The organism is Promicromonospora sp. NPDC059942, from assembly GCF_042731755.1.
In the GTDB taxonomy this organism is placed as follows: domain Bacteria; phylum Actinomycetota; class Actinomycetes; order Actinomycetales; family Cellulomonadaceae; genus Promicromonospora.
This window is the reverse complement of sequence record NZ_JBHWLR010000009.1, coordinates 246,218-261,011: the sequence shown is the minus strand read 5'-3', so window position 1 is coordinate 261,011 and position 14,794 is coordinate 246,218. Positions and strand designations below refer to the sequence as shown.

Sequence of the window (14,794 nt, the reverse complement as noted above, 5' to 3'; positions counted from 1 at the left end):
CTCCCCCCTTGGTTGTTGGTAGCCCTCTTTGTGTCTGCCCTCGCCCCAAAAAGGCCAACAGCCCCAGCACTCAACGAGTGGGGGGTGGGGCTAGGGAGTCCAGGACTTTGTTCAGGCCGTAGGTCCAGGCGTGGGCCGGGCTGGAGGGGGCGTTCATCGCCTTGCCCGCCGCGCCGCCGACCCGCTGGGCGAGCTGGTGGTCGTCGCCGAGGTACTCCGCGAGCCGCCCGGCCCACCGCCCCCAGAGCTCCGGCAGCTCGTCGGCCCGCGGGTCCGGCCGCTGGGCCCGGGCGGCCGCGCGGACGAAGTCGAGCACGAACGTGAGCGCTGCGTCGCGGGCGACGTCGTCCAGGGGCAGCGGGTCCAGCGCGTGCAGCTCGTGGTCGTACTTGGCGATGGTGCCGGGCCCGAACGCCGTGCGGTCGTCGTCGATCTCCAGCAGCCACGGGTGCTCGGTCAGGAGCGCGAGGTTCGTGTCGGCGACCCGCTGCACCCGGGTGCGCCACCCGGCACTCCCGTACCCGGGCCGCGGCATGCGCGCGAAGGCGGCGTCGGCCATCAGCACCAGCAGGTCGTCGCGGCTGTTGACGTGCGTGTAGACCGACATGGCCGAGACGCCCAGCACGTCGCCGAGCCGGCGGACCGTGACGGCGGCGAGGCCCTCGGCGTCCGCCACCGTGCCCGCGGCGTCGACCACCGCGCCCGTCGTGACGGCGGCCCGGGGTCCCCGCGCGCCGCCCCGCGGAGCGGCCGGGTGATCGCGCCAGAGCAGGTCGATCAGCTCGCGGGGCATCAGGTCTCCAGGAATCGGCGTGACGGGCCGGGAACATTCTGCAACCATCTTACGCCGTACAAGGTTATGAGATGCGAGGAGTCAGCTTGAAGATCACCGGTACCGCCCTGTCCCTCAACGTGCCCGACGTCGCCGCGTCGGCGGAGTTCGCGAAGCAGCACCTCGGGTTCACCGAGGCCATGTCGGACGACGGGTTCGTGTCCCTGCAGCACGACTCGGCCGGCGTCAACATCGTGTTCCTGCGGGTCGGCCTCGGCACGTTCAAGCCCGAGCGGATCGCCGGCCCCGCCGGTCAGGGTCTGCTGATCGCGTTCGTCGTGGACGACCTCGACACCGAGTTCGCCCGCATCTCCGCCGCCGGGGCGGAGGTCGTCACGCCGCCCGAGACCGAGCCCTGGGGCGAGCGGTACTGCCAGTTCGCCGACCCCAACGGGATCGTGTGGCAGCTCGTCCAGTGGGTCTGACCTGCCCCTGGCGGGTCTGATTTGTCCTGGCGGGTCTAACCTCCCCCTGGCGGGTCTGACCCGGACACTTTCCTTTGAGGCCCGACTTTCTTCGCTTTGACGCTGCTCAACGCGAAGAAAGTCGGGCCTCAAAGCGGAGCGTCGGATCCGACGTCCGCCTAGCCGTGCGCCCAGCCCGACCAGCGGGTCACCCGCACCCGGATCACCGGCCCGTCCGGGCGGCGCTCGCGGTACTGCGGGTACCGCGCGGCGAGCGCGTCCAGCGCCGCCTCCCGGGGTGCGCCGTCGTGCTCGACGGCGGCGACGCCGTCGGCCCGCACCCACCAGAGGTGTGCCCAGTCGTCGTCGTACCGGTCCGCGAGCAGGGCGACGTGCGGGTTCTTCGCGATGTTCCGCAGGCGCTTCAGGTCCCGTGTGGTCTTGGGTTTGTGGTCGACGGCGACGACGATCTCGTCGTCGGCGGCTGCCGGCACCGGACCCTCCGTGGTGCTGACCAGGGCGAACGTGACCGGCACGAGCTGGGGCACGCCCTCGGCGTCGGCCGTGGCGAGGTAGGCGTGCCGGGCCGCGGCGAACCGCGACCGGCAGACATCGGCATCGAGGCGCACGTCGTCATTGTGTCGCGTCGCAGGAGCCAGCCCTGGAACGGACCCGTCAGGCTGTTGCGCATAAGCAACGAATGCGGTTGCTGCCTGCGCGCGACCAGCAGAACTGACAGCCTTTCTCGGAACGTGGGGTGAGGGTGGGTTGCTGATGGACGGTGCCAAGCGCTGGCGGGAGACCCGGCATCGCGGTCTGGCGGTCGAGACGGCGGGCGGGCAGGACTCCTTCGACGACGGCGTCCGCGGCCTGCTCGATGAGATCAGGCGACGGTGTCGGGCCGAGACACGCCGGGACCTGACGTGGAGTCGACGAACCTCCGGGATCGTCGATGCTGGAGGCATGACGAACCACAGCCGGCAGCCTCGGCGGGTGCGCGACCTCGGGATCGTGGTCGGGCCGTTGCGCACGGGGCCGTTGAACGCGATCACCGACGTGCCCGGCGTGCGGGTGGGGCACACCACCATCGTGGACCCGCCGCGCCTGCACACCGGGGTCACGGCGATCGTGCCGGACGCCCTGGAGCAGGGCCGGGGCAGCCTGCCGTGCGGGCTGTTCGTCGGCAACGGGTTCGGCAAGCTGATCGGCGCCACCCAGGTCGCCGAGCTGGGCGCGGTCGAGACGCCGATCCTGCTGACCGCCACCCTGAGCGCGTTCCGCGCCGCGGACGCGCTGGTCACGCACGTGCTCGCCGGGCCGGGCCACGAGGACACGCGCACGCTCAACCCGGTCGTCGGCGAGACCAACGACGGCCGGCTCAGCGACATCCGGGCCCGGCCGATCACCGAGGCGCACGTGCTCGCCGCCCTCGACGGCGCGACGTCCGACCTGCCCGGCGAGGGCTGCGTCGGCGCCGGGACGGGCACCATGGCGCTCGGGTTCAAGGGCGGGATCGGCACGTCGTCGCGGGTCGTCGGCGGCTGGACGGTGGGCGTGCTGGTGCAGTCCAACTTCTCCGGCACGCTCACGGTGCGCGGCGTCCCGATCAGGGCGGACGACGGCGGAGCGCGCCCCGCCCCGGCCGGCGCCCCCGCCGCGGACGGCGCCGAACCGGCCGCCAACGGCCTCCAGCCCGAGGGCAACTCCTGCATGATCGTGATCGCCACCGACGCCCCGCTCGACGCACGTCAGCTCGGCCGCGTCGCGCGACGGGCCGTGTTCGCGATGGCGCGCGTGGGCTCCGACTTCGCGGGCGGCAGCGGCGACTACGCCCTGGCGTTCGGCACGCCGGGGGCGCCGTCGTCGGGCGGCGTGGACGACGGCGACCTGGACCCGGTCTTCGCCGCGACGATGGACGCCGTCGAGGAGGCCCTGCTCAACTCGCTGTTCATGGCGACCACGACCGTGGGGCACCGCGGTACGGCGACCGCGGTGCCCCACACCCTGGTGCTCGACCGGCTGCGCGCCGCCGGCGTGCTGCCTCAGCCCTCGGCGACGGGACCCGTCTCGTAGTCGGCGGACAGCGTGATCTCGACGTCGATGTCCCGCGGCTGCAGCTCGACCTGGGCGCCGCCGCCCGGGGCGGCCATCGCGCCGGCCCGCATGGCGTACATCGGGGCGCCGCCGCCGTCGTTGCCGCCCCGCAGGCCGGCCTCGTAGATCGCGACGGGCGCCACCGGGCCGAGGCCCAGCGCGTCGGCGTACGACTGGGCGCGCACCACGGTCTCCCCGGCGGCCTCGACGCGGGCCTCGGCCTGGAGCGCCTTGCGGGTCTCGTCGGTGAGGGTCCAGTTCAGCCAGTCGATCTCGACGCCCTCGACGTCCATGATGTCGGCGAGCCAGGTGGACAGGACCTCGAAGTCGCGGAACGTGACCGACAGCCGCGCGGAGGCGCGGAACCGCCGGATGCGCTGCTTGCCGCCCGTCTCGGAGTTCTTGACCCGGTCGTCGTAGACGTACGAGTGCACCGAGGCCGAGTCCCACTTCTCCGCCGCGCCCGACGCGACGTGCGCCTTGGCCTGGTCCACGAGAATCGTGTGGGTGCGGGCCACCTGCTCCACGACGTCGTTGCGGAGCGTGCCCGAGAAGGCGACGTGCAGGTTGACGGTCCCGCGCTCGGCGGGATGGGTGCGCTTGGCCTGGCCTTCGACGGCGATGCGAGTCATGTGCGGAGTCTGCCCACGATGCCGCGGACCACGCCACCCCGCCGCGCCGGACAGGGGATCCCCGGGCCCCGTCAGCCGATGGTGCCCTTGCCCACCGTGCCGCGGGCCAGCGTCGGTTCGAGCCCGCAGAACGCCCCGTAGCGCGCGGCCTCGGCCTCGATGGCCGCCCACACGGTGGCCGACGGCTCGTCCGTGAGCTCGACGGTGATCTCCACGGTCTGGGCCTTGAGCACCCGCGACCATCCGCCGGCGATCAGCCCGTCCACGGCCACCAGACCGGTGTACAGCCAGCGGCTCGGCATGCCGTCCGTGGTCAGGGAGGGCCAGCTCTTGAAGTCGTGGCAGAAGAACTCGTCGTACACCGAGAGCAGCCGGGCGGTGCCCTCCGGGGCCGGCTCGGGCAGGTCGCCGTCGGTCCAGAGGGTCAGGCCGGCGATCTCGTGGCGGGTCAGCCCGGCGTCGGCGACCGCGGCCCGGGCCGCCGTCTTGGTCAGGGTGCCCCACCAGGCGACGTCCTCCGCGCGGCAGGGGCCGTGCCCCCGCACGTACGCGCGCGCCAGGTGGACGCGGGCTGCGTCCTCGTCCCAGGACTTCTGCTCCGGCAGCAACCGGTAGGTGGCCTGCTTGCCGCGCATCGGGCCGCTCGCCACGATCAGGTCCAGCTCCGCGTGCATCATGACCTGGCCCAGGTGCCAGGCGTTCAGCGGGGCACCCTCGTCCTCGGCGAGCGCGACGCCGAGCTCCTTGCGCGTGCGCGGGCCGTCCGCCAGCGCGTCGGCGAGGACGGCGTGCCGGCGGGGGAGCAGCGAGTGGTCGAAGTCGTAGGACTTCTCCGTCGACGCCATGGCCTTGCGGACCCGGGGCGCGGTGGCCGTCATGAGCGGAGCCAGGTCCTCGGGGACCACGTAGTGCCAGGTGGGCCGCAGGATGTGGGTGCGCAGGATCGACCCGTCGGCCAGCGCCGCCTGCACCTGTTCGAGCGTGGCCGGCGCGGCCAGGCGCTGCGCCACGCCCCACGCGGAGGAGTGCAGCTCCTGCGACTGGACGGCGCCGAGCCGGGCGACGACGCGGGCCACCGCGCCGTCGTCGGCGGAAGGTGCGGGGTCCAGCGTGCCCAGGCCGACCGAGGTGAGCCGGGCCCGCTGGATCTCCCGGACCTCAGACGTAGTAGGCATCCCCACCGCCATGTCCCGCCGCTCGGGCGCGTCGGTGCTTGGCCAGGCTCCGGATCAGCATGATCACCCCGACCACGAACAAGATCAGCACCGGGATGATCGCGAGCGGGGCCAGGACGGCCAGGAACGAGACACCGATGCTCGTCGCGTCCTCCGCGGCGCTGACCACGGGCGCCGCCGTGCCGCCCGAGACCGTGTTGGCGACCACGCGCCCGCCGGCCTTCGCCGCGTGCGTGCCCAGCGCGAGCACCACGCCCGCGACGATCGGGATCCACTGGCCCGACTGCACGAACGCGCCCGGGTCCGTGACCGTTGCCGTCTCCGACATCGAGCCGGCGCCGAAGGCGATGCCGCCCGCGGTGGGGCGGATGACGGTCTGCACCACGTCGTTGATCGAGTCGAGCACCGGGATCTTGTCCGCGGCGAACTCGAGCACCAGGAGCACGACCAGGATCGCCATCACCCAGCCGTTCTCCAGCCACGCCCACGTGCTCGGCAGCTCCACGAGGTCCGTGAAGCGCGAGAGCACGCCGAGGAAGATGAGCGGGATCCATGCGTTGAGGCCCGCCGACAAGGCGAGTCCGCTACCGGTGGCAATTTCGAGCATGGCTCGAAGTGTTCCACGGCACACCGACACTCCGTGGGCGAAACGTGTCCGGTGTGCCCGATCTGTTATCCGTCTGTCACAGACGCCGTTTCTCCTGTGGGCGAAGGTCTGGAAGGGGCAGGCCCGTTCGTGGAAGAGTTGTCGACGACCACCGCACCGCCGCGCTGACCTGGAGGCCCGGATGATCTGGACGATCTTCGCCGTCGTTTCGGTCGTGCTGCTCGGCCTGTCGGCGGGGGTGTTCTTCGGGTTCTCGTCGTTCGTCATGAGCGGCCTCGCCCGCGCCTCCGACGAGGCCGCCGGAGAGGCGATGAACGGCATCAACGAGACCGCGCCGATGCCCGCGTTCATGAGCGTCTTCTTCGGCGCGCTCCTCGTCCCGGCGGCCACCGGCATCTGGGGCCTCGTCGACGGCCACGACGGCGGCCTCTGGATCCTCGCGGCCGCCGCGGTCTACCTGATCGGCACCTTCGGCGTGACGATGGCCCTGAACGTGCCGCTCAACAACCAGCTGCTCGCCGCCCACGACAAGGCCGCCGCCTGGCGCGCCTACTGGCGGCCCTGGACCGCGTGGAACCACGTGCGCACCCTCGCGGGGGTCGCCGCGACGGCGCTCGCGGCGGTCGGGCTGCTCTGACGGGTCGGCCTCCGGGCGGGGTGTCGGGGACAATCGTCAACGTGCCCGCCATCGACTTCCACCGCACCCTGCCCGGCTACGCGCCCACGCCGCTGCGTGACGTGCCGCGGCTCGCCGCGGAGCTCAAGGTCGGGCGGGTGCTGGTCAAGGAGGAGTCGAGCCGGCTCGGCCTGCCGGCCTTCAAGGTGCTCGGCGCGTCGTACGCGATCGCCCGCGCGCTGGGGGAGCGGTTCGGCCTCGCGACCGTCTCGCTGGACGCGGTGCGCGACGCCGTCCGCGGCACCGACGTCCGGCTGTACGCCGCCACCGACGGGAACCATGGCCGCGCCGTCGCCCATGTGGCCGCGCTGATCGGCGCCGCCGCGACGATCTACTACCCGCCGGGCATCACGCAGGCCGCCAAGAAGGCGATCGCGGCCGAGGGCGCGCAGACGGTCGAGTCCGACGGCGACTACGACGACGTCGTGGCCCGCGCCGCGGCCGACGCCGCGGCCGACCCGTCGGCGATCCTGGTGCAGGACACCTCGTGGCCCGGGTACACGGACATCCCGCAGTGGATCGTCGACGGCTACGGGACGCTGTGCGTCGAGGCCGACGAGCAGCTCGCCGCCCTGGGCGTCGCGGGGCCGGACCTGGTGATCGTCCCGGTCGGCGTCGGCTCGTTCGCCCAGGCCGTGGTGAGCCACTACCGCGCTCCCGGGGCCGACGGCGAGGCGGCCGGCGGCGGCACGCTGCTCGCCGTGGAGCCCGACCGCGCCGCGGGTCTGGTCGCGTCCCTGCGCGCGGGCCGGCCGGTCACCGCCCCGGTGGGGGACACGATCATGACCGGGCTCTGCTGCGGCACGGTCTCCGCGCTCGCGTGGCCCGTGCTGCGGGACGGGCTCGACGGCGCCGTGACCGTCTCCGACGACCAGGCGGCCGCCGCCGTCGACGACCTGGCCCGCTCCGGCGTCGACGCGGGACCGTGCGGCGCCGCGACGCTCGCCGCCGCCCGGCTCGTGCTGGGACAGCCGGGGTGGCGGGAGGCGATCGGGCTGCGGTCGGACGCCGTCGTGCTGCTCCTGTCGACCGAGGGCCGGGCCGCCAACCCGGTCCCGCAGGACCGCGTCTAGCGCGACCCACCCCACCACCGCTGCCAGGAGACCGACCGTGCCCGTTGCCGTTCCCGCCGCCTTCGACCCGATCCTCCCGCTGCTGCGCTGCCCGTCGTGCGGCGCGGAGCTCGCGACGGCGCCCGGCGCGCTGCGCTGCCCGCGCCGGCACAGCTTCGACGTCGCCCGGCACGGGTACGTGAGCCTGCTGACCGGCACGCGCGCGACCAGCGGCGACGACGCGCCGATGGCGCGCGCCCGCCGCGACTTCCTGGCCGCGGACCGGTATGCCCCGATCCGGGACACCGTCGCCGACCTGGCGGGCGAGTCCGCGGGGGCGGCGGACGGCGCCAGGCCTCCCGCCACCGTCGTCGACGTCGGTTGCGGCACCGGCTACTACCTCGCGGGCGTGCTGGACGCGATGCCGGGCGCCGTCGGCCTCGGCCTGGACACCTCCGCGCACGCCCTGCGGACGGCGGCCAAGGCGCACGAGCGGGCCGCGGCCGCGACCTGGGACGTCTTCCGGCCGTTCCCGATCGCGTCGGAGCAGGTCGACGTGGTGCTGGACGTGTTCGCGCCGCGCAACCCGGCCGAGTTCCACCGCGTGCTGCGCCCGGGCGGGACGCTGGTCGTCGTGCGGCCGTTCGGCGGGCACCTGGCCGAGCTGCGCCGCCAGGTCGCCGGCATGGTGACCGTCGACCCGGACAAGGAGGAGCGCCTGCACCAGGCGCTGGACCCGTACTTCGAGGCCACGCGCACCGAGGAGGTCGAGTACACGACGCCCCTGACCCGGCAGGAGGCGGTCGACCTGGTGCTCATGACGCCGAGCGCGCGGCACGTCACGGAGGCGGACCTGGACGACGAGGACACCCTGCCCTCCGAGGTCACGGTCTCGGTCCTGGCCACGGCCTACCGCCGGCGCTGACCCGGGCTGCGCCCGGCACTGGCCCGCCATTCCTACTCCAAGTAGGATGAGCGCATGTCTGCTGCCGCCGGTATCGAGAAGCACTCCGTCTCCATGCCCGTGTCCACCTCCGAGGGCGTGCGCGCGCGGGCGGGGTCGCGCGGGTTCTCCGCCTATGTCGCCGGCGCAGTCGCGCGGCAGCTCGAACGGGATGCCCTCGACGACGTCCTGCACGGCATGGAGGCAGAGCACGGCGCCGTCGACGAGGACGAGGTCGCGGCGATCATGGCGAGGCTTGCCCGGTGATCGTCGGCCCCCACTCGATCCTGCTGGATTCGGAGGCGCTGTCCGCCCTCGCCGACGACGGTCGGCAGATGCAGGCCTGGGCAACCGTCGCCCGGCGCACTGACTCGACCCTGCACGCTTCAGCCGTCACGCTCGCGGAGGTCACCGACGGAACCGCCCGTGATGCGCGGGTCCGGCGTGCGGCCAAGGCCCTCCGCGTCGAGGAGGTCACGGCGGAGATCGGGTACGACGCCGGACGCCTGCGCGCGAGCGCGTCCTCGTCGCGGCGCAAGGCACGTGACATGACCGTTGCCGCCGTGGTCGCGGCGACCGCGCTGGCGCTGCGCGGCCCGGTGGTCGTCCTCACCGCCGACGACGGAGATCTGGACCTCCTGCTCGACGGCACCCAGGTCAAGGTTGAGCGAGTCGGCAAGAGATAACCGACCAAAGTAGGGGGCATCCCGTCCTTCCAGCAGGGGCGGCCGTCGCCTGCCGACCGATGTGTCCGAGTTCCGCGCCCCGGAGACTGAGCGCCATGAGCATCCCCGTCGGCTATCTCATCGGCCTCGCCGTCCTCGCGTTCCCGGTGCTGCGCCTGCCGCGCGTGCCGATGTCGGTGGGCACACCGGCCTTCTTCGTCAGCATGTCGATCAACGAGCTGCCGGTCCTCGCGACCCTCGCGTTCGGGGCCAGCACGGCGCTCGCGGTCTCCGAGGGCGACCTCGCCTCTCCCGTCGCGATCGGCGCGGCGGTCCTCGCGGCCGCCTGCCTGGGCCTCCAGGTCTGGCGCGGCGTCGCGGCGCTGTCGGTCCTGCGGCGGGCCATGGGCCCGATCGACGTCTCCGGCCGGCTCCCGCTCTGGCGCGTTCTCGCCTTCCCGTTCGCGGTGCGCCCCCGTGCGGTCGAGCGGTTCGCGAACCTCTCCTACGGGCCCTTCGGCAGGCGCAACAGCATGGACCTCTACCGCCGCCGCGGCGCGACGACCGGGGCCCGGGCCCCGGTGCTGGTCCACTTCCACGGCGGTTACTACACCACCGGCCACAAGAGCTCCCAGTCCCTGCCGATGCTCCACCGCCTGGCCGAGCGGGGCTGGGTCTGCCTCAGCGCGAACTACCGGCTGCGCCCCGCCGCGACGTTCGAGGACCATCTCGTGGACGTGAAGCGGCTGGTCGCGTGGGTCCGTGCGCACGCCGACGAGTGGGGCGTCGACCCGGAGCGGATCGTCCTGTCCGGCTCGTCGGCGGGCGCGCACATGTCGGCGATGGCCGCGTTCACCGACGGCGACCCCGCCTACCAGCCCGGTTTCGAGGACGCCGACACCTCGGTGAGCGCCGTGGTGTCCCTCGGCGGGTACCTCGGCCGGTACTTCGACGGCCGCCCGGAGACCTCGCCGACCGAGAACGTCCCGGCCGGCGCCCCGCCCGTCCTGGTCGTGCACGGCACCCACGACTCGCTGGTGCCCGTCGCCGACGCCCGCCGGTTCGCCGAGCGGCTCCGCGCGGACTCCAGGAACCTCGTGGTGTACGCCGAGCTCCCGGGCGCGCACCACGGCTTCGACCTGTACTGGTCGCCGCGGTTCGCGGCCGTGGTCAACGCGGTGGAGGCCTTCACGGCGGAGGTGTTCGCGCGGCAACGGGTCCGGTAGCCGGGTCCGCCGGGCGGGCTCAGCGGGTCGCCGGAGCCCTGGCGGTGCGCAGGTAGTCCGTGAACAGCTCCGCCGTCCGGCCGATGCCGTCCTCCTGGCGCAGCCGCTCGCCCAGGTGTGCGGCCCGTTCCCGCATCGCCTCGTCGGACGTCGCCCGGGTCAGCGCCGCGGTGAGGCGGTCGGCGTCGAGCACCTTGACGGGGACGGGCTCCGGCCCGACGCCGAGGTCGGCCACGCGGCGGCCCCAGCTGAACTGGTCCACCGCCACCGGCGTCAGGATCGTGGGGATGCCGGCGCGCAGGCCCGCCGCCGTCGTGCCGGCGCCGCCATGGTGGATCGCCGCCGCGAGGCGCGGGAACAGCCAGTCGTACGGGGCGGAATCCAGGCGCAGCACGTGGTCGGGGAGCTCGCGGTCGCGCCCGAGCTCCGCCCAGCCGCCGATCAGGATGCCGCGGCGCCCGGTGCGGTCGAGGGCCTCCAGGAAGGCGTCGACCAGCCGGCCGGGCTGCGCCGTCGGCACGCTGCCGAGGCCGAACGACACCGGCGGCTCGCCCCCGTCCAGGAACCGGACGAGCTCCGCGGGCGGCTCCCAGCCGGCCGGGGCGCTCGTGGGTAGGTACCCGGTGACCTGGATGCGGGGGTGCCAGTCGGCCGGGCGGGGCAGCACGAGCGGGCTGTACGCGTAGTACAGCGGCATGTTCTGCCGGTCCTGGAGCACGCGCGTGTTGGTGCGCAGCGGCGGCAGGCCGAGCACCTCGCGCCGCTGCCGGTTCACCCCGGGCTGCTGCATGGTGCGCCAGATCATCTGGTCGGAGCCCCACCAGCCCGCCCGGTCCAGGAGCGCGCCGCGGCTGCGGCCGTCGCCGAGAAAGAACGTCGGGAACTCGCGGGTGGGCGTGACCGGGAAGAACTGCAGGTCGGCGCACGGGATGCCGAGCTTCTCCGCGACGCTGTACCCGTAGAGCGCCGTCGGCCCCTTGTAGAGCATGGCTTCGCTGTGCTTCGTGGCGCGCCAGATGTCGTCGATGATCTGCGGCAGCATCTGCTTGCGGGTCCTGGCGCCGTAGGCCATGAACCGCAGCATGTTGCCCGACTCGACCAGGTCGACGAGCTCGGGGTTGTCCGCGTACTTCGGCAGCACCGGGCCGAACGGCTCGAACTCCGTGCCGTAGGACGCCGCCAGCTCCGCGAAGTCCGGCGAGCCGACGACGGTCGGGTGGTGGCCCTGGTCGCGGAGCGCCACGGCCAGGCCGAGCAACGGCTCGACGTCGCCGCGCGAGCCCGCGGTGAGGATCGTGATCTGCATGGTCGTCCTTCGTCGAAGGTGGACAGGACGGGCTAGCGCCGGTCGAACAGGCCGTCGAGCAACGCCAGGGCGGCCGCGGTGTCCGGCTCGTCCGGCGTCAGCATCCGGTCGATCATCTCGGTGACCGTGTCGATCAACGCCTCGGGCGAGGGGCTGTCCGGCCGGCCCTGGTGCTGCTGGATGGCGGTCATGATCGCGGCCGTGAGGGCCTCCAGGACGACGGCGACGGACGGGAGGTCCACGCCGTCGCGGATCACGCCGGCCTGCTGCTGGAGGGCGAGGAAGTCGCCGAGGAACCCCGGACCCGCCGGGCCGGGCATGGTCGCCGCGGGGTCGCGCAGATACCGGCCGAAGACGTCGCGGTCCCGGGTGGCGATCGCGGTGAGCAGCGGGTCGCGGGCCACCACGCGGAACCCCGCCCGGTAGATGCTCGCGGGCGTTCCCGGCGTCGGCTCGTCGCGCAGCCCCCGGCGCCAGCGGACGGCGTAGTCGGCCAGGGCGCGGGCCGCCACCGCGTCGACCAGCTCCCGCTTCGAGGCGAAGTGGCGGTAGACGATGGTCCGGCTGAGGTCGGCCGCCTCCGCGACGTCGACCATGGTCAGCTTGTCGTAGCCGCGGCCCAGCAGCAGGACGACGGCGGCGTCGAGCAGCGCGTCCCGGCGCCTTGAGCTGTCGACCATGCTTCCCCCTGCTGTGACCCTGCGCCGCTGTGACACTGCGACGATATCTGTCACAGCGTCCTCCCGGAACCTGCTGGAGTCAAGCGCCGTCGCGCTCCCGGATCCCGCCGGCCCCCGGCCCACCCGACTTACGTTGCGCGGCCCCGGGCCCATGGGCATGCTGTGTCCGCTTTGTTCGAATTGACTGGAGACAGCGCACGCGATGAACGCACTTCTCGAGGAGGCTCCGCCGCGGCCCGAGCCCTCGCCCGGGCCGGCCGAGCCGCCCTCCGACACCCCGCCGACCCGGGAGAAACCTGACCGCCGGTGGTTGATCGACGTGACGATCGGTGTCGTCTCCAGCCTCGTGGTCGGCATGCTGCTGGCCGGTTACCAGGCCTGGATCGACGACGAGCGGGAGAGCCGGACCCAGGCGGTCGAGGCCGATCGCGCCGAGCGGGACCAGGTGCTCGCCAACGTGACCTTCATCCGCGAGACGATCCGCGACGCGCCGGAGGGGGTCAAGCCGTTCCGCGGGATGAACCTGCGGGGTGCCGACCTCTCCGGGATGGACCTCGGGTGCCCGGTCCACTACGACGCCGCCGGTGGCTGGATGCGGGACCGGGTCGAGACCTGCGCGGACTTCACCGGCGCCGACCTGACCGGCGCGCGGCTGGACGGCGCGAACCTCACGGGCGCCCTCCTGGTCGACGGGTCGCTGGCGGACGTCTCGGCGATCAACCTCTTCGCGCCGTCGGCGGAGATCGGCGGGAACCTCGAGGGCTCGCAGTTCGACGGGGCGGTGCTGTTCGGGTCGGTGTTCCGGTCGCCGTCGGGCAGCTCGTCGTTCGTGGACACGAGCCTCGACGGCGTCCAGGTCGAGCAGGCCGAGCAGGCCGAGCCCGGCCAGGCGGCGGCGACGTTCACCCTGGCCAAGGTGTCGATGACGGGCCTGCAGACCGGTTCCGGCGGCGACGAGTCCACGGAGGGCTGGACGTCGATCGACTGCACGTCGGGGTTCGCCCAGGCGCGCCGGGGTGGCGACGTGCAGCAGGTGGCGTCGTACGCCGACCTGGGTGACGGCGGCCGCGTCCAGTGCGGCGACTACGGGCAGCGGTGCGACTTCGACCGGTTCCCGCAGGTGGGCGCGCAGCTGGTGGCGGGCGGCGTCTGGAAGATGCCGGCCCCCGGCTGCGAGTCCGGGTTCTCGGGGAGGACGCCGGAGGACACGCCTGCCGAGGAGGTCGCCGAGTTCTACGACGACCTGCTGCCCGACTGGACGCGCGAGGACATCGCCGCGGCCAAGAGCCTGTGACGGTGAGTAGGGTGTGATGGGTTGGGGGAGGACAAAGAGAGGGACGAGAAAGCACACCCGCGAAGAAGCGTTCTGTCCCCTCCCCCTTCGTCCCTGCCCCCCCCCCCCCCCCCGGCGCACGGGGTCAGGCCTCGGCCTTGGCGGCCGCCTTCTGCGCCTTCTTGAACGCGCGGACCTCCTGCAGCGTCTCCGCGCTGGTCACGTCGGCGATGGAGCGGCGCGAGCCGTCCTCGCCGAACTCGCCCGCGGCCTCGCGCCAGCCCTCCGGCCGGACGCCGCGCTGCTTGCCCAGCAGGGCGAGGAAGATCTTGGCCTTGCGCTCGCCGTACCCCGGCAGGGCGTTGAGCCGCTTGAGCACCTCGGCACCGGTCGGGGCGCCGCCGTCGGCGCCGGGCGCGGTCCAGATGCGGGCGGCGTCGCCGTCGTACTCGTCCACGACGGTGTGGGCGAGCTCCAGCACGCGACCCGCCATCGACCGCCCGTAGCGGTGGATCGCCGGGGGAGTGGTCGCCATCGTCACGAACTCGTCCGGGTTCGCATCCGCGATGGCGCGGACGTCGAACGAGCCCATCCGGTCGCGGATCTTGCCGGGGCCGGCGAAGGCGTGCTCCATGGGGAACTGCTGATCGAGCAGCATGCCGACCAGCAGCGCGAACGGGTCGTCGCTGAGCAGCCGGTCCGTGTCGGGGTCGCCGGTGATCCAGAGGTCGGTAGCCATGCCTCCATAGTGCCCGATCCGTCCTCCGTCGTCCCGGGCGCCCGCTGCTCTCAGCAGAACGCCCGGCCCTGTCGGCCGGGCCGCCCTACTCTCGAAGCCATGGCCGAAACCGCTCCGCCTCCGCAGCCCGTGCGCGACGACGTGCCTCCGGACGCCGACGCCCCGCCGTCGTCGGCCCGTGGGGCGGTCCGGCCAAGACGGGAGCCGCTGTGGCGGCACCTGGTCGGCGAGCGGCTGCGGCAGCTGCGGCACGAGCGCGGCGAGACCCTCGACCGGACCGCGCGCCGGGCGGGGATCTCGCCGCAGTACCTCTCGGAGATCGAGCGTGGGGTCAAGGAGCCGTCGAGCGAGATGATCGCGGCGATCGCCGGTGCCCTGGACATCACGCTGGTCGACCTGGTCAGCGCGGTCGCCGACCGGCTGGTCACCGTCCAGGACGCCTGGGGGCGGGCGACCTGCCGGGCCGACTTCGCGCTGGCAGCCTAGGCGA

The 14,794-nt window shown here is 73.4% G+C and carries 18 protein-coding genes; 10 read left to right on the top strand and 8 right to left on the bottom strand.

What is annotated here, in order from left to right:
* Positions 1 to 70: 70 nt before the first annotated feature.
* The gene (locus ACFV9Q_RS16910) at positions 71 to 793 is read right to left on the bottom strand and encodes a TetR/AcrR family transcriptional regulator (RefSeq protein WP_377235357.1); all 723 of its coding nucleotides are present in this window, start codon (positions 791 to 793) and stop codon (positions 71 to 73) included.
* A gap of 86 nt (positions 794 to 879) precedes the next feature.
* On the opposite strand from ACFV9Q_RS16910, the gene ACFV9Q_RS16905 reads away from it, so the two are divergent.
* Complete coding sequence (locus ACFV9Q_RS16905; RefSeq protein ID WP_377230951.1) at positions 880 to 1,257, top strand: VOC family protein; 378 nt, start codon at positions 880 to 882, stop codon at positions 1,255 to 1,257.
* Between the two features lie 158 nt (positions 1,258 to 1,415).
* Here ACFV9Q_RS16905 and ACFV9Q_RS16900 read toward each other — a convergent pair whose 3' ends face one another.
* On the bottom strand, positions 1,416 to 1,865 hold the full coding sequence (locus ACFV9Q_RS16900; protein WP_377235356.1) for a TIGR03668 family PPOX class F420-dependent oxidoreductase: 450 nt from the start codon (positions 1,863 to 1,865) through the stop codon (positions 1,416 to 1,418).
* 334 nt (positions 1,866 to 2,199) lie between these two features.
* Between ACFV9Q_RS16900 and ACFV9Q_RS16895 the strand changes: the two genes are divergently transcribed.
* Complete coding sequence (locus ACFV9Q_RS16895) at positions 2,200 to 3,309, top strand: P1 family peptidase (RefSeq protein WP_377235355.1); 1,110 nt, start codon at positions 2,200 to 2,202, stop codon at positions 3,307 to 3,309.
* On the opposite strand, the gene ACFV9Q_RS16890 is transcribed toward ACFV9Q_RS16895, so the two are convergent.
* From ACFV9Q_RS16890 to ACFV9Q_RS16880, 3 genes are all read right to left on the bottom strand, one after another.
* Positions 3,279 to 3,962 carry an SIMPL domain-containing protein gene (locus ACFV9Q_RS16890; protein WP_377230954.1) on the bottom strand — a complete coding sequence of 228 codons (684 nt, stop codon included), beginning with the start codon at positions 3,960 to 3,962 and terminating at the stop codon, positions 3,279 to 3,281. The genes ACFV9Q_RS16895 and ACFV9Q_RS16890 overlap by 31 nt on opposite strands.
* A gap of 71 nt (positions 3,963 to 4,033) precedes the next feature.
* Complete coding sequence (locus tag ACFV9Q_RS16885) at positions 4,034 to 5,137, bottom strand: winged helix DNA-binding domain-containing protein (RefSeq protein ID WP_377235354.1); 1,104 nt, start codon at positions 5,135 to 5,137, stop codon at positions 4,034 to 4,036.
* A complete protein-coding gene (locus tag ACFV9Q_RS16880) occupies positions 5,121 to 5,744 on the bottom strand; it encodes a DUF4126 domain-containing protein (RefSeq protein ID WP_377230956.1) in 624 nt (207 codons plus the stop codon). Before ACFV9Q_RS16880 ends, ACFV9Q_RS16885 begins: the two co-directional genes overlap by 17 nt.
* A 181-nt stretch (positions 5,745 to 5,925) precedes the next feature.
* Between ACFV9Q_RS16880 and ACFV9Q_RS16875 the strand changes: the two genes are divergently transcribed.
* The 6 genes from ACFV9Q_RS16875 to ACFV9Q_RS16850 all read left to right on the top strand — a co-directional run bounded on the left by ACFV9Q_RS16875 (position 5,926) and on the right by ACFV9Q_RS16850 (position 10,306).
* The gene (locus tag ACFV9Q_RS16875) at positions 5,926 to 6,381 is read left to right on the top strand and encodes a DUF1772 domain-containing protein (RefSeq protein WP_377235353.1); all 456 of its coding nucleotides are present in this window, start codon (positions 5,926 to 5,928) and stop codon (positions 6,379 to 6,381) included.
* Positions 6,382 to 6,422: 41 nt separating this feature from the next.
* Positions 6,423 to 7,493 carry a diaminopropionate ammonia-lyase gene (locus ACFV9Q_RS16870; protein WP_377235352.1) on the top strand — a complete coding sequence of 357 codons (1,071 nt, stop codon included), beginning with the start codon at positions 6,423 to 6,425 and terminating at the stop codon, positions 7,491 to 7,493.
* A gap of 37 nt (positions 7,494 to 7,530) precedes the next feature.
* Entirely contained in the window at positions 7,531 to 8,397 is an 867-nt protein-coding gene (locus ACFV9Q_RS16865) for a putative RNA methyltransferase (protein ID WP_377235351.1), read from the top strand.
* Positions 8,398 to 8,451: 54 nt separating this feature from the next.
* Positions 8,452 to 8,682: a CopG family transcriptional regulator gene (locus ACFV9Q_RS16860; protein WP_377235350.1), complete on the top strand. Its 231-nt coding sequence runs from the start codon at positions 8,452 to 8,454 to the stop codon at positions 8,680 to 8,682.
* Positions 8,679 to 9,101: a PIN domain-containing protein gene (locus ACFV9Q_RS16855; protein ID WP_377235349.1), complete on the top strand. Its 423-nt coding sequence runs from the start codon at positions 8,679 to 8,681 to the stop codon at positions 9,099 to 9,101. Before ACFV9Q_RS16860 ends, ACFV9Q_RS16855 begins: the two co-directional genes overlap by 4 nt.
* 95 nt (positions 9,102 to 9,196) lie before the next feature.
* Entirely contained in the window at positions 9,197 to 10,306 is a 1,110-nt protein-coding gene (locus ACFV9Q_RS16850) for an alpha/beta hydrolase (protein ID WP_377235348.1), read from the top strand.
* Between the two features lie 19 nt (positions 10,307 to 10,325).
* On the opposite strand, the gene ACFV9Q_RS16845 is transcribed toward ACFV9Q_RS16850, so the two are convergent.
* Together ACFV9Q_RS16845 and ACFV9Q_RS16840 are read right to left on the bottom strand one after the other, a co-directional pair.
* A complete protein-coding gene (locus tag ACFV9Q_RS16845; RefSeq protein ID WP_377235347.1) occupies positions 10,326 to 11,612 on the bottom strand; it encodes a glycosyltransferase in 1,287 nt (428 codons plus the stop codon).
* Between the two features lie 32 nt (positions 11,613 to 11,644).
* Positions 11,645 to 12,292, bottom strand: coding sequence for a TetR/AcrR family transcriptional regulator (locus ACFV9Q_RS16840; RefSeq protein WP_377235346.1), 648 nt, complete (start codon positions 12,290 to 12,292; stop codon positions 11,645 to 11,647).
* Between the two features lie 202 nt (positions 12,293 to 12,494).
* Here ACFV9Q_RS16840 and ACFV9Q_RS16835 point away from each other — a divergent pair, with 202 nt between their 5' ends.
* Positions 12,495 to 13,586 (top strand): pentapeptide repeat-containing protein, encoded by a 1,092-nt coding sequence (locus tag ACFV9Q_RS16835; protein WP_377235345.1) that lies wholly within the window; start codon positions 12,495 to 12,497, stop codon positions 13,584 to 13,586.
* A 124-nt stretch (positions 13,587 to 13,710) separates the two neighbouring features.
* Here the strand turns inward: ACFV9Q_RS16835 and ACFV9Q_RS16830 are convergent, their stop codons facing one another.
* Positions 13,711 to 14,304: an HhH-GPD-type base excision DNA repair protein gene (locus ACFV9Q_RS16830; RefSeq protein WP_377230767.1), complete on the bottom strand. Its 594-nt coding sequence runs from the start codon at positions 14,302 to 14,304 to the stop codon at positions 13,711 to 13,713.
* A 99-nt stretch (positions 14,305 to 14,403) separates the two neighbouring features.
* Here ACFV9Q_RS16830 and ACFV9Q_RS16825 point away from each other — a divergent pair, with 99 nt between their 5' ends.
* Positions 14,404 to 14,790: a helix-turn-helix domain-containing protein gene (locus tag ACFV9Q_RS16825; RefSeq protein WP_377235344.1), complete on the top strand. Its 387-nt coding sequence runs from the start codon at positions 14,404 to 14,406 to the stop codon at positions 14,788 to 14,790.
* The last annotated feature ends 4 nt before the right edge of the window (positions 14,791 to 14,794 follow it).